This is a genomic window from Litoribacillus peritrichatus, assembly GCF_039537985.1.
GTDB lineage: Bacteria > Pseudomonadota > Gammaproteobacteria > Pseudomonadales > Litoribrevibacteraceae > Litoribacillus > Litoribacillus peritrichatus.
On the sequence record NZ_BAABBN010000017.1, the window covers coordinates 283648 to 297179 of the forward strand.

A 13532-nucleotide genomic window follows, 5' to 3' on the forward strand; every position below is an offset into this window, starting at 1 on the left:
GCCAACGCAATGCATGTCATTCGGCCAGATGGCTCGTTCGATCAGTGATGGTATAGGGACAGCTATACCAGTTTAGCATGAAGGATTTGTGTCTGGTTATTATGCTGAATTGTTATTAAAGCGTCTTCTTTAAATAACAAATAGTCTATAACGGGCGAGCTGTCCAGTTACCCGACTGTTGAATATATGGAATGTTGTGTTGCCGATTATTATGTACGTTATTGACTAACCTTCAGTTCATAGATTCGCTAGATGTGGGTTGTAATTCACAGTTTGATAACGTTCAGTTAAGGGTGAAGAATGAAGCTTTCTATGAAACTAAAAATGCTGTCTGCAGCGACCCTTTTGGCCAGTGGCTCAGCAATGGCTGATGCCCAGTCGGATGCAGCAAAAAAATGGTTAGAACAGGAATTCAATCAGTCAACACTTTCACCGGCACAACAACAGGAAGAGATGAACTGGTTTATCAATGCGGCTAAACCATTTAAGGGTATGAAAATCAAAGTGGTTTCCGAAACCATTGCAACGCATGTCTATGAATCGGAAACTCTGGCCAAAGCCTTTACCGAGATTACCGGCATTGAGGTGGAACATGTTCTGACCGGTGAAGGGGATGTGATTGAGCACCTCCAACAGCAAATGTACACCGGTGAAAGTCTGTTTGATGCATACATTAACGATTCTGATTTGATTGGTACACACAGCCGTTATGGCGAAGTGGTGGCCCTCTCGGACTTCATGACGGGCGAAGGCAAAGAGGTGACGCTGCCCACTCTGGATTTGGATGACTTCATCGGACTGGACTTTACCAAAGGGGTGGATGGCAAGCTCTATCAGCTTCCTGATCAACAATTTGCGAACTTGTATTGGTATCGTGCGGACTGGTTTGAACGGGCTGATTTAAAAGCGCAGTTCAAAGCGAAATACGGGTATGAGCTGGGCGTCCCGGAAAACTGGTCAGCGTACGAAGATATTGCCGAGTTCTTCACCAACGACGTGGGTGAGATTGATGGCGTCAAAGTATACGGCCATATGGATTACGGTAAGAAACACCCATCGTTAGGCTGGCGTTTTACCGATGCCTGGTTATCGATGGCCGGGGCCGGTGATAAAGGCATTCCGAACGGCAACCCGGTGGATGAATGGGGCGTTCGTATGGAAGATTGTCACCCTGTAGGGTCTTCAGTGGCTCGGGGCGGAGCAACCAACGGGCCGGCAGCCGTTTATTCGATTACCAAATACATCGAGTGGCTGGACAAGTATGCACCGCCGGGGTCACGCGAAATGACATTCAGTGAAGCGGGTGCCATTCCTGCACAAGGCAATATTGCTCAGCAAATGTTTTGGTATACCGCTTTTACCGCTGACATGATTAAAGAGGGCTTACCGGTGGTGAATGCCGATGGCTCGCCTAAGTGGCGGATGGCGCCTTCTCCGCACGGAGCTTACTGGGAAGAAGGCCAGAAGTTAGGTTATCAGGACGCAGGTTCATGGACCTTGCTGAAGAGTACGCCGGAAGATCGTCGTAAAGCGGCGTGGTTATACGCTCAGTTTACGGTGTCCAAATCCGTATCTTTGAAGAAAACCCTGGTGGGGCTAACGCCGATTCGCGAATCTGACATTCAGTCTCAGGCGATGACGGACATCGCACCTAAACTGGGTGGATTGGTTGAGTTTTATCGCAGCCCGGCACGTACAGCCTGGACGCCTACCGGGGTGAATATCCCGGATTATCCTAAACTGGCGCCTTTGTGGTGGCAGAACATTGGTGACGCGTCCAGTGGTGCCAAAACACCTCAGGAAGCCATGGACAGCCTTGCTAAGGAGCAGGATAAAGTACTGCGTCGCCTGGAAAAATCCGGCGCTCAAAAAGCCTGCGCACCTAAGCTGGCCAAGAAAAAGGATCTGAAAGGTGCGGAATACTGGTTGGCTCAACCGGGCGCGCCAAAAGCCAAACTGGATAATGAAAAACCTCAAGGAAAAACGGTAGCGTACGATAAGTTACTAGAAGCGTGGAAAGCGGGTCGAGCTCGTTAATCAACAAAAAATAACTGAATCGTAGTAAAACTTGCCGATGGTGTTTGATGATTGTTTCAGATGACACTCACCATCGGCGGGACTGCATCCAAGTATTGAGGTTGTTGTATGAAAGTGTCGGTGGGAATCAAAATTGGTGGTGGATTTGCCGCTGTGCTTATCATGCTATTAATTGCGGGTGGTTTTGGTCTCAGAGGCGCGGTCAAACTCGGAAACAATGTTGATTATTTATCTCAGACGGCATGGCCGTTAGCGCAGGCCAGTAATGAGCTGGCGCAAACCCTTCAACAGCAGTCTTCGTTAGTCACGGAGGTCATTGAGTCTTTAGGCTCCGGTTCGGCAACCAAGCTGGCGGAGTTGAAAAAAAGCCGAACCACCGCTGAATCATTGTTCAGTCAGTTAAAAAGTTATGAGCTGGTCTCCGGTGATACTATTAACGAACTGGATAATCGCTTTAAGAATTTTTCTTCCAGTCAGGCCAAATTGTTGGCCAGCCATTCAGCCTATGTGGCGGCACGTAAAGAAGCCTTTGCCGGATTCAACAAGTTTGAACTCTACATGGACTTGGTTCAGTTTTATAACAATCAGATTTTTTCACTCCCGAGCGTGGATCAGGGCGATAAATGGGATTTGCAAACGTATTTCTTCCAGTCCAAAGCCGCCTTAAGTAAACGATTCTTTTATCTTCAGCGTTATTTGGGCGGTGATGACCCGGACTCGATGCTGGACAAGATGGAAGGCGCCTGGGATGACCTGTCCGATGAGGCCGAATCTCTCGCTGAATTAGAGGTGTTGGAGAACTCCATCAAGTCGGGTGAGTATCAGGGGAAGAGTTACATCGAAGTTTTAGAGTCGCTGTTGGAATCGCACCGAACACAGTTTGATAAATTGGTGGATTTTAATAAAGCCTTTATTTCGGCCAAGGTGGAGTACATCAAAGTAGCTGCTGACTTCAATGGGTACCTTGAAGTGTCCAAACGCATGGTCAGTAAAGTGGTGGCGGAAGAGACGGAAGGCGCGACGGAAACCAAATACGATGTCTATAAATCCATTTCGGTTGCCTTAGTGACCGGCTTTTTAATTGCCGTAGCGGCCACAGTAATTTGTTTGATTTCGGTAGTGAAGCCCATCATTGTTGCCGGACATCGGATGGAGGACATTGCTTCCGGGGAGGGTGACTTGACTCGGACCATTAACGTGAAAGGTAACGATGAAGTGGCCAGTATGGCCGAAAGTTTTAATAACTTTGTTGGCACCATCCGCAGTACCGTGGCCAAAATCATTGATCGTGCCGAAGATCTAACTCAATCCGCAACTCAACTTCAGAATCAGGCAGACAGTACCCGTGCTGCTACAGCGGAACAGCGGGAGGGCAGTGAGCAGATAGCGGTGGCATTGAATGAGATGAGTTCAGCGGTTCAGGAGGTGGCTAAAAATGCGGCCGATGCTCAAAGCTCAACTCAGGAAGCCAATAACAAGGTGAATGAAAGCCAGCAAGTGGTCAGTACCAACCGTCAGGCGATCAGTGAATTGTCGTCCGAGATCCAGTCGGCATCGGAAGTGGTTCGGCAGCTGGAAGGTGAAAGCCAGGCGGTGGGTTCCATTTTGGATGTGATTAAAGCCATTGCCGAACAAACCAATTTACTGGCATTAAATGCGGCGATTGAAGCGGCAAGAGCCGGTGAACAAGGTCGTGGCTTTGCGGTGGTGGCTGATGAGGTGCGTACTTTGGCCCAACGGACACAGGATGCGACCAATGAAATTCAGAAAGTGATCGCCGGTTTGCAGTCCAAGTCCAATGAGGCGGTCAGTGTGATGGAAGGCAGTCGCGACCGGGCGGAACATAGCGTCGCCAGTGCCGAAGCAATTAATCAGTTATTGAATGAGCTAAGAGACAGCGTCAACGAATGTTTGTCGATGAACATTCAAATTGCGACGGCGGCTGAAGAACAGGTGAGCGTGACCGAAGAGATTAATCGTCATGTGAACCACATCAGTGATTTGTCTGGCACCGCCGCTGCCGGTGCCGAAGCAAACTCAGAAACCAGTTTGAAGGTGGCCGAACTGGCTGACCAGTTAACCAAGATGACCAACCGTTTTAAAGTGTAGCGCTGTTTGCCCTGCCTCGATGGTGAAAATCTACAGCCTGCCAGGTTGTGAACGCAGCATAAAAGCTTCGTTTGGTTTATGGCTCGGAATGGGCTTGTCTGAGTTTAGTGAGTCCTGAAAATATCAGTTGCCGGGTTAACCCCGGTGCTTCCAGTGGCAGTAAGTGTCCGTACTCCATTTCCCGAAAACAAAGGGTGTCGGGTTTCATCCGAAGCATGGCCTGCCAGGATTTATCGTGAACAAACAGTGAGGATTTACCCCGAATAAAAACCGTTGGGGTTTTCAGTGTTTGGAACGCATTTAAAATGGGGCGCACCTGAAGATAATTATGTATTTCCCAGTCTTTCGGGTAAACCAATGACGTTTTCCCTTGGTGGTTGTCTATTAAGCCTTTCAACATAGTTTTTAATGTTTGATCCGGCATTCTTTTGTATGCCGGATGCCCCCGGAAATGCTGATACGCCAGTTCGGGCGTTGACCAAGAGGTGGGTGCCGCCAAGGCACTGGCGACAGGTTCTTGTTTCTGCAGCCAGCTTTGGGGGGCGTACCGGAATAAAAAAGCATGAAAACGACTCACCATGACAGGTTCAATTAAAATTAATTCAGAGAACAGAGTGGGCGATTTGGCGGCCGCTAATAGTGTGATGTTGGCTCCCATGGAGTGCCCGACGCCTATTACCGGCCCGGTATTCTGCTTTTTTAAATGGCTGATTAAAGCATCGGCTTCATCAGCCCACCACCTTGTGTTGGGTTCGTCGGCTCCGGGCCAAAGTCCTGCGTGCCATAAACTGGTGATGGAGAACCGCTGGCTTAATGCGGTTAATAATGGCTCGTAACAGCGAACGGGAAATCCATTTGCGCCCGAAAAATGCATGGGTGGTTGGGTGCTGGTGGAATAAACCGAGAATTTGGGTTTCGCCGATGAACTCATAATAATCCTGTTATGATGTGTGTGTTCGTGGTTGTAGCCTAAGCCATTCTGATGGGATTGCCTAGTTACTGAAAGACTGGCCGTGAACGGAAAGCGTTGTCGAATACATAGCGTTGTCTAATACAAAGAAGTGGTCAGTGATAACTCTCAAGGAAGATCGGGGAACGTAGAATGTCAGAAATCGAAGGTGTGATTAAGTTTACGATGGATCATGAACCATCCGACCCGCCGGCGTGTGATGAGATACTGAATGAGTTGATGATGTGGCGGGATCTGTGTCGTAAGCTGAATTTTTTAGGGCAGGACCCAAACCGCTATATGGGCTACGGTTATGGCAACATCAGTGCTCGCCATTCTGGCATGCAGTTTCTGATCAGTGCTTCCCAGACCAGTGGTGTGGAAGCATCGCAGCCGAAACATTTTGCGTTGGTCTCTGACGCGAGCCTGGCAGAAAATCGTTTAACGTCGACGGGAGCGATGCCGCCGTCTTCTGAGTCGATGACCCATTCGGCTATTTACCAAATGTCAGACCGTGTTCATTGGGTGGTGCATGCCCATAATCCGGAGATATGGACGCATAGCGATCGACTGGATATGCCGTTTACGGCGGCAGACATCCCCTATGGAACGCCCGAAATGGCGGATGCCGTGATGACATTGTGTCAGTCTTTTGAACGGCCAGAGCAAGGCATATTTGTGATGAAAGGCCACCAGGATGGCGTTGTCAGTTACGCCCCCACCGGCAAGCAAGCTGTGCAGCTGATGATAGAGGCTTATTTGTCTGCACTGACGGTCTAAATCGAGACTGTTCTACCAGGGCGTTTCCACGCCTAGGGCATTGGCCACGCGTAATGAGGAACGAACCCCAGCTTCCAGTAATGGTATGCCTCCTCCCAAATAAGAGCCACAGAACCAGAGTGTATTTTGGTTTTGGGTCATAGTGGTTTGGATGTTTTTGATGCGACGAATTGACTCAAAATTCATTAAAGGTCGTTCGAACGTCGCGGTTGCCAGGATCTTATCGGGGTTGATTCTGATGGTTGGGTGCCAGGTCTGGAAGACCGGCTGGCAATCTTTCACAGAAGGCATGGACTTATTCAGACACACCGTCGCCATTGGCCGTTGTTGCTGTTTGTCGATGGAGTAACAGACCGGAGACAATTTTCGCCAATGCACCGGATAAATACTCTGATCCCGGTGCACCACCATGTCGCTTTGTTCAAAGGGAATCGCTGCCAAATCCTGCGCTGTTTCGGGCAGGTCGGCCTGAATCATTTGGGCTGCGTGTTGTGGCTGGGTTGCGACTACCACCTGATCAAAACTGAATTGTTCTCCGTTGGCCAGGGTTAAGGTGGGGGTCGGGCCTGCCATGGAGATGGCCTGAATGTCTGCTTCGGTCTTTACCTGATAGCCTGTGGTTAATCGCTTTACTATGTCGGGCACGCCGTATTTGGCTTTCCAGACTCCTTCCTTGGACACGCCGCAGGTGAGGTAATCAAGAATGATTTTGGCCGGGTATTGGTAAATGCTGTTGTAATCGCAAGTGCAAATGGTGGAAAGCATTGGCATCAGAACCCAGCGTACGAAAGACGAGTGCTTGTAGCCCGCTTGCTTTAAGAAGTCACCAAAGGTTTGGTTCGCCAGGTTCCAGTGAAAACCACGATCAATACGTTTTAAAAACTCCACCGCCTCCAAGGCATGGGAAATATTGCTGCGGGTAAACCGGTTGGGACCGCTGACAAACGAGTAGCTGCGTTGGCCGAACTGATAGTTTTTGTAGTGAAAAACCTGTTCCCCTGAAGCATCAAAAAATGCGCCAGCGTGGTCGGTTCGTTCAATTTCGACCCCAATGGTCTGATAGAGTTTGAATAGCTCATGGTAGTAACCAGAGGTTATGATTCGCAAAGGAATATCAATATGAACGGGGGTGTTTTCTTCGCCAACGTTGACCGAATACGCGCCCATTCCTGGGGCTTTATGTCGTTCAAACAGAGTAACCTGAAATTTATCTTTCAGTAACCAGGCGGCGGATAAGCCCGCAATCCCACTGCCAATGACGGCTAACGTTGGCTTATTCATTGATGTTAATCCCTTTGTGCAATGTTGTGGATGCTACCACCTTTTACTTTAAGGGTAACGATCTTAGAAACAAATGCGGTAAAATTTGTCTAACGGGTATGTTAAAGCCCTTATGTTAAGACCTTAATGATAAGGCGGTGTTGTTTTAGATCAGCGGTGGCTGGCTTAAACAGCGCACTCAATAAAAACAGCAATAAAGAGGAGGCGCGTCTATGGACGATATGAGTGATTTTATGAAAGAAGTCGGGGATGTTCAGCCTCTTAAAAAACAAAATAAAGCCCAGATAAAAAAAGAGAAAGAGATGACTCCGGGTCTGCTGATCCGCAAACAAGCGGCGGTGGCGGAGACTCCGAAAGACCTCAACTTTCTGACTTCAGAGACCGAGTTCATTGATTTTGTTGAGCCACACGACCCTTTGTGGTTCAAAAAAGACGGCGTACAGGAGGGAGTCTATAAGAAACTGCGCCAAGGTAAATACACCATGGATGCACGTTTGGATTTGCACCACCACACGGTGGAGCAAGCCAGGGTTGCGGTGTTTGAGTTCATAGCGGACTGCCTTAGATACGACATTCGCACGGGCATCATTGTCCATGGCAAAGGAGAGCGGGAAGAGCCCAGGGCGTTACTGAAAAGTTACACCAATAAATGGCTGCGTGAAATTCCTGAGGTTTTGGCATTTCACAGTGCGTTGCGTCAGAACGGTGGCGTCGGCGCTGTGTATGTGTTGCTCAAGAAAAGTGAGCGGGAAAAAGATAAAAACCGGTTAAAAAACCGCCCCAAGTAAGCGGCGGTTTAGCGGCTTACTTGGGTTGGTTCTCCAGGTGGGTTTATAAGTTCTGTTCGGCAAATTCGGCCAACTGGGATCTGGGGACACCTTGCAGTTGGACGGTGCCACCCAACGGGAACTGGCGGAATCGCGCCGTCAGATACGTTAAGCCTGAACTGATCGGGTTCATGTAAGCGGTATCGATTTGAGACAAATTGCCTAAGCACACGACCTTACTGCCTGTGCCGGCACGGGTAATGATGGTCTTGATCTGATGCGGTGTCAGATTTTGAGACTCATCAATTAATATAATGCTTTGCTGAAAACTGCGGCCCCGCATGTAGTTGAGGGATTTAAACTGCAGAGGCACTTTTTGCAGCAGATAATCCAGGCTGCCGTCGGTGCATTCGTCTTCGTTGTGCAGCGCTTCCAGATTATCCGAGATGGCTCCCAGCCAGGGTTCCATTTTTTCTTCTTCTGTGCCGGGAAGAAATCCGATGTCTTCGTCCAGTCCCTGAATGGTTCGGGTGACGATGATGCGTCGGTACAACTTGGAGATCATGGTTTGTTCGATGGCGGCCGCCAGCGCGAGAATCGTTTTTCCTGATCCGGCACTGCCGGTTAAGGTGACCAGATGTATGTCCGGGTCCAATAACAGGTTCAACGATAATGCCTGGTAGATGTCTCTCGGGGTGAGCCCCCAAGCCTCTCTTGCCATCAGTTTATCTTTGGACATGTCTTCCAGCGTGATGGTTTCAGGCGTGATATTAACCACTTTACCGATGAAACCGTAGGCATCCACCAGGAACTGGTTGTAATAAATATCGTATTCCAGCGTGTCTTTCGGAATGATGTGTCTGGTGCGCTTGCCCTCCGTCAGGGTTTCGACGTTACTGATGGAGTCCCAGAAGGAACCTTCCAGCTCAACAAAACCTTGCGGCAACAAGTCGATGTCGGAGACCAGTTGATCTGTATGGTAATCCTCGGCCTGTAAGCCGCAGCCCCGTGCTTTCAGACGCATGTTGATGTCTTTGGTGACCAGAATGAACTCTTTGTGGGGGGCGTGTTGTTGAAACTGGACGATTTGATTGATGATTTTGTTGTCGTTGAGGTCGTTCGGTAGAGGCTGGCTGAGCGAGGAAATGTTGGATTCCGGGGCGGTCATGAAGATGGCGATGCTGCCTTTACTCTGATGATCCGGCCGGTGAATCGGAACGCCTCGTTCGACCTGATCGGGTGGCGCATTACCGATCAGCTCATCAATTTTTCGTATCACTTGCCGGCAGTCAGCAGAGGCTGTGTGTTTGCTGGATTTGAGTTTATCCAGTTCCTCCAGCACTGTGATGGGGATGGCCACCTGGTGTTCATCAAAGTTCATCACGGAGTTTGGGTCATGAATCAGGACATTGGTGTCCAGAACGTAGATTTTCGACTTGAGATCAGGCGTGGGCGTTCGGTTTACAGAATTAAGGCGTGTTGTTTTAGTCATAATTAACGGCCCTGTTCGTTGAGATTCCTAACTGAGTCTGAAAGGCCGATGTGACGGTTTCATTACGATTTCATACAAAGATATGTACGACAGCTCAAAAAGTGACGAAACAATGAACATCCGCCAAACCATCAAATTTAATCCTTATAAATTTGATAACTTAACTATACTTTAGTTGTTACAGAATTTCGGTCAAGTTTTACACCCGTTCAGCGGAGTGTAACAAGGACGTCGGTCATCCGCTTATAAGCTTATTGTAAGGAAACTCATTTGAATGAGTCTCGGTGATGTCCTGCGTTTTTCATGGCTTAATTATAAGTCTATGGTCACACTGAGGAGAGGTTAACAATAGTCATATGTCTGCTGCAGGAACAGTCATGGAAGAAGATATGCTTAAAAAAGTGGCCAGCCGGGTTTTAAAAGAGGCTGGTCGTATTGACTCACTGGTTGGGGAGTTTTCTGAAGTTAAAGAAGAAAGTACCCGCTCTGTGGATTCGATTGAAAGTCGTTTGCAATCCATGCTCGGTGACTTTGAAGTCTTAAAAGACCGTCTACAGACGGTGGAATCTCAGCTTGAAGAAGCCCAGCAAGAAAACTCGGTTGAAAATCTGGCAGACAGCGCAGAAGTTGAAGCGATGCGACGTGAACTGGAGATGTTGCGCAGCCAGAACGATGATTTTGCTCATAAAAATGCGGTACTGATGGCGACGGTTGAGCAGTTAAAGAAAGAAAAAGCGGAGCTGACGGAAGTGTCGGGTGAGTTAACCCGGTTTAATGCCGAAACCAACGTCGGGTCAGCGGCGGTGGTGCCGCGTGAGAACCCAAAAGGCGATTGGTGTTTGCATAAAGAGGTCGTTCCGATCATTATCTCTTATAAACGCGACATTAAACAATTGGAAGCGGATTTAGTGAAGTTGAAAGGTCGATCTGCTGTAAATGAAAAGACAGAACCAGATACTAATGGTATGAGTGCTAAGTTCAGTTAAAAGCAGGTTTACGGATGTTTGAATAATACATCGAGGTTGTTCTTGCGTAGTTTAAAAAAAATAATAATAAGTAGTTGCTCTTTCTTGATGATTTTGTGGTTTGGTCTGGTGTTTAGCCATGCGGCCCTTGCTCATGATGCGTTGCAGGCCTCTGAGAATAACGCCGAACCACTGACCATCGGAGCGAGCGATGTATATTCATTGGATGAAACGTCTCAGTACATTGAAGATCAAAACGGTTCATATGATATTGACTTAGTGAAGGCCAATCGTGAACTCTGGCAACCCGCACCGGATGGTTCCCTGAATTTTGGTTACAGTCGGTCGTCTTTCTGGGTGCGTAGCCAATTTGTCAGTGCGCTTGCAGAAACCCTGATCATCAAAGGGGAGTACGCCTTGATTGATATGGTGGATGCCTGGATATACGTGAACGGAGTGCTGCATTCCAAATATCAAACGGGTGATTCGCGACCCTTTGAAACCCGACCCATCAGCCACCCCCAATTCATTTTTCAGGTGCCTGCACAACCAGGCGACAAGATTGATGTTTATTTCCGCCTGAAATCGGATGGCTCCATTACCTGGCCTGTGAAGGTCATGTCTCAGACGACCTTTAATGAACAACAGGCGGATGTGTTGGTCGTTCGGGGCGGTTACTTTGGCATTATGCTGGTGATGGTGCTTTATAACCTGTTTATCTACAGCATCATCAAGCAGCGAGCTTATGCCCACTATGTGTTGTTTGTCAGCTCGTTCTTATTTTTTCAACTGGTGTACGAGGGTTTGGCATTTCAGTACTTCTGGCCGAACATGTCTTGGTTCAATGCTTACGCAATTCCATTGAGTTACAGTTTGAATGAAGTGGCCATGATCAGCTTTATTCGGGTTTTTATGGAGCTGCCCGGAAAAAATCCGAAACTGGATTTGTACTTTCGGACGTTAATGATTTGTGCCATTGGCTTGGTTGTTGGCGTCTCTATTATTCCGTACAAGTATTTGGTGCCTATGGTGGTGATACTGGGCCTGCTGGTGACCGTCAGTGGTTTCAGTACCGGTGCTTATCTTTGGTCTAAAGGGAACAAGTTCGCGCATTATTTTACGGTCGCCTGGGCGTTGTTATTAATTGGTTTGGTTCTGGGTAATTTGAGAGCTTTGGGGGCCATTCCGAGTAACTTTTTTACCGCCCACGCTTATCAGTTCGGGGCCGTGTTAGAAGTACTGTTGTTGTCGTTCGCGCTGGCCCGTCGAATTGACATTGCCCAGAAAGAAAAGGCCAGAGCAGAGTACGAAATGATTCGGGCGCAAAGAGAGTCCATCATGAATCTGAAGCGTTATCAGGACTTGTACGATAACGCTGTGGCCGGGATGTTTCAGAGCAATTTACAAGATCGCTTTATTCGGGTGAATGCCGCATTGGCCAATATGTTTGGTTACGAATCGCCTCAGGAAATGGTGTCTCAGGTGTCCTTGATCTCCAAGGATATGGCGGTTGATCCGCTGGACATGCGAATCATGTTTAAGCAGTTGCTGCATGAACAAACGATCATGGATCGTGAGCTTAAATTGCGTTGTAAAGATGGCAGTTTTGTCTGGGCTTCAATGACCGTCAGAACGGTATTGGACGTGGCCGGTAATGTGGATCATCTGGAAGGTTCTGTGGTCGACATTACCGAACGCAAATACGCCGAGACTTATCGGCAGGAAGAAGAGCGGCGCCGTATGGCTGCGCTCGAAGAAGTGGTGGTGGGTGTGGCTCATGAAGTGAGCACTCCTCTGGGCATTAATCTGACCAGCTTGAGCCTGATTCAGGATCGGGAGAAAGAACTCAAGCAGCAATTTGAATCGGGTAGAATGTCCAAGCAATCGTTTCTGAACTTCATTGAAGTATTGGACGACGGGGTGACGTTAATGTCCCGCAACCTGAAACGCATCGATGACTTGGTTCATAACTTTCGTCAGGTGTCAGTGCATCATTTGGGCTACTCCCAGAATGAATTTGATCTGACCAGTTTGATTAAAGGCATTGCGTTGGGGGATGGTCCTGACCTGTCGGGAATTCAGCTTGACTTAGTGCTGCCGGAACAAGTGGATGCCTGCAGTTATCCTCAGGCCTTTATTTTGATTTTGAATAAATTGTTGGAAAACTCGATACAGCATGGCTTTAAAGAGGGGCAGATCAACAAATCGGTGATGATTGAACTAATTGTTCAGCCTTCCAGAGTCCGGCTTATTTATAAAGACAACGGCAGGGGGCTTGCTGAGGTCGATAAAGAAAAAATATTCATGCCTTTTTACACCACTCAGCGTGGTGCGTTGGGGCGCAGCGGGCTGGGCATGTATATTTTGTTTAATGTTGCTACTCAGTTGTTGCAAGGGCGGATTGAAGTGCTAGACCATGATGGTTTTGCCTTGTGTCTGGATGTGCCCCGCTATTTAGAAGTGGATGCAAAGTCCAGCGTTGTCCTGAATACTGATTCGGTTCGATTATGAGTTTGTGGTCTTTTGCGTGCGCTCTGTATGCTGAGCCAGGCGTAGAGCCCGCCTTACTCCAGTTGCAGGATGAGCACGGTGTTTCGGTCAATCACCTTTTAGCCGTGAGCTGGTTGCATGCTCAGAGGCGCAGTCCGGCTGACTGGTCAACGATACTGGTTGAGGAACGCCAGCTTGCCTTGAATGAAAAGGTCATCCTGCCGATTCGGGACTTTCGACGTTCGTGCAAGGGCGGGGTCAGCGATTTGCTTTATCAGCAGCTTAAAGCGCTAGAGTTGGTGGGTGAACAAGCCCAGCTGCGTTGGCTAGAAACCCGGTTACTCTCTCAAAGAAGCACGAATGAGCCGATGCCGCACACCGGAACAGCAGAAAAAGTGACGTTATATCAGGCCGTGACTGATTATGTGGTGGCAAACGCTTCGGTATCTGATGCGGATGTCGTTGTGGTGGATTCAGCAATCCTTGCCGATGGGGAGGCTATGTCTGAAAAACTGGATGCATCGTTGACTGAGTTTGCCTGTCTGGCAGAACGAGGCATGGAATCATTGACTGACGCCAATTGAATGCTTTCCGGAAAAACCCGTTGGTCAAGCCAGTGCGTCAGTAGGTGTAGCGCACGTCTGTCTGTGGGGCTCATACGG

Annotated in this window: 10 protein-coding genes; 7 read left to right on the forward strand and 3 right to left on the reverse strand. The window is 48.5% G+C overall.

Annotated elements, in window-relative coordinates:
* The first annotated feature begins 300 nt into the window (after window positions 1-300).
* The gene (locus ABD744_RS22755; protein ID WP_344800917.1) at window positions 301-2037 is read left to right on the forward strand and encodes an ABC transporter substrate-binding protein; all 1737 of its coding nucleotides are present in this window, start codon (window positions 301-303) and stop codon (window positions 2035-2037) included.
* Between the two features lie 108 nt (window positions 2038-2145).
* Entirely contained in the window at window positions 2146-4146 is a 2001-nt protein-coding gene (locus tag ABD744_RS22760) for a methyl-accepting chemotaxis protein (RefSeq protein WP_344800918.1), read from the forward strand.
* 76 nt (window positions 4147-4222) lie between these two features.
* On the opposite strand, the gene ABD744_RS22765 is transcribed toward ABD744_RS22760, so the two are convergent.
* Entirely contained in the window at window positions 4223-5077 is an 855-nt protein-coding gene (locus ABD744_RS22765) for an alpha/beta fold hydrolase (protein WP_344800919.1), read from the reverse strand.
* Window positions 5078-5248: 171 nt separating this feature from the next.
* Here ABD744_RS22765 and ABD744_RS22770 point away from each other — a divergent pair, with 171 nt between their 5' ends.
* The gene (locus tag ABD744_RS22770; protein WP_344800920.1) at window positions 5249-5875 is read left to right on the forward strand and encodes a class II aldolase/adducin family protein; all 627 of its coding nucleotides are present in this window, start codon (window positions 5249-5251) and stop codon (window positions 5873-5875) included.
* A 12-nt stretch (window positions 5876-5887) separates the two neighbouring features.
* Here ABD744_RS22770 and ABD744_RS22775 read toward each other — a convergent pair whose 3' ends face one another.
* Window positions 5888-7156, reverse strand: a complete 1269-nt coding sequence (locus ABD744_RS22775) for an FAD-dependent oxidoreductase (protein WP_344800921.1) — start codon at window positions 7154-7156, stop codon at window positions 5888-5890.
* 212 nt (window positions 7157-7368) lie between these two features.
* Here ABD744_RS22775 and smrA point away from each other — a divergent pair, with 212 nt between their 5' ends.
* A complete protein-coding gene (gene smrA, locus ABD744_RS22780; protein WP_344800922.1) occupies window positions 7369-7944 on the forward strand; it encodes a DNA endonuclease SmrA in 576 nt (191 codons plus the stop codon).
* Between the two features lie 43 nt (window positions 7945-7987).
* On the opposite strand, the gene ABD744_RS22785 is transcribed toward smrA, so the two are convergent.
* Window positions 7988-9415, reverse strand: a complete 1428-nt coding sequence (locus ABD744_RS22785; protein ID WP_344800923.1) for a PhoH family protein — start codon at window positions 9413-9415, stop codon at window positions 7988-7990.
* A gap of 377 nt (window positions 9416-9792) precedes the next feature.
* Here ABD744_RS22785 and ABD744_RS22790 point away from each other — a divergent pair, with 377 nt between their 5' ends.
* The 3 genes from ABD744_RS22790 (at window position 9793) to ABD744_RS22800 (ending at window position 13454) form a co-directional block, all read left to right on the forward strand.
* Window positions 9793-10401, forward strand: a complete 609-nt coding sequence (locus ABD744_RS22790) for a hypothetical protein (protein WP_344800924.1) — start codon at window positions 9793-9795, stop codon at window positions 10399-10401.
* An 87-nt stretch (window positions 10402-10488) separates the two neighbouring features.
* Window positions 10489-12891, forward strand: a complete 2403-nt coding sequence (locus ABD744_RS22795) for a 7TM diverse intracellular signaling domain-containing protein (protein ID WP_344800925.1) — start codon at window positions 10489-10491, stop codon at window positions 12889-12891.
* Window positions 12888-13454 carry a TIGR02444 family protein gene (locus ABD744_RS22800; protein ID WP_344800926.1) on the forward strand — a complete coding sequence of 189 codons (567 nt, stop codon included), beginning with the start codon at window positions 12888-12890 and terminating at the stop codon, window positions 13452-13454. The genes ABD744_RS22795 and ABD744_RS22800 overlap by 4 nt, the downstream gene beginning before the upstream one ends.
* The last annotated feature ends 78 nt before the right edge of the window (window positions 13455-13532 follow it).

What these genes read in the sequence shown, in the direction of transcription:
- ABD744_RS22790 (WP_344800924.1), top strand. Translation starts at nt 9,793, where the DNA reads ATGGAAGAAGATATGCTTAAAAAAGTGGCCAGCCGGGTTTTAAAAGAG.
- ABD744_RS22765 (WP_344800919.1), bottom strand. Translation starts at nt 5,077, where the DNA reads ATGAGTTCATCGGCGAAACCCAAATTCTCGGTTTATTCCACCAGCACC.
- ABD744_RS22775 (WP_344800921.1), bottom strand. Translation starts at nt 7,156, where the DNA reads ATGAATAAGCCAACGTTAGCCGTCATTGGCAGTGGGATTGCGGGCTTA.
- ABD744_RS22760 (WP_344800918.1), top strand. Translation starts at nt 2,146, where the DNA reads ATGAAAGTGTCGGTGGGAATCAAAATTGGTGGTGGATTTGCCGCTGTG.
- ABD744_RS22795 (WP_344800925.1), top strand. Translation starts at nt 10,489, where the DNA reads ATGATTTTGTGGTTTGGTCTGGTGTTTAGCCATGCGGCCCTTGCTCAT.
- ABD744_RS22785 (WP_344800923.1), bottom strand. Translation starts at nt 9,415, where the DNA reads ATGACTAAAACAACACGCCTTAATTCTGTAAACCGAACGCCCACGCCT.
- ABD744_RS22755 (WP_344800917.1), top strand. Translation starts at nt 301, where the DNA reads ATGAAGCTTTCTATGAAACTAAAAATGCTGTCTGCAGCGACCCTTTTG.
- ABD744_RS22770 (WP_344800920.1), top strand. Translation starts at nt 5,249, where the DNA reads ATGTCAGAAATCGAAGGTGTGATTAAGTTTACGATGGATCATGAACCA.
- smrA (WP_344800922.1), top strand. Translation starts at nt 7,369, where the DNA reads ATGGACGATATGAGTGATTTTATGAAAGAAGTCGGGGATGTTCAGCCT.
- ABD744_RS22800 (WP_344800926.1), top strand. Translation starts at nt 12,888, where the DNA reads ATGAGTTTGTGGTCTTTTGCGTGCGCTCTGTATGCTGAGCCAGGCGTA.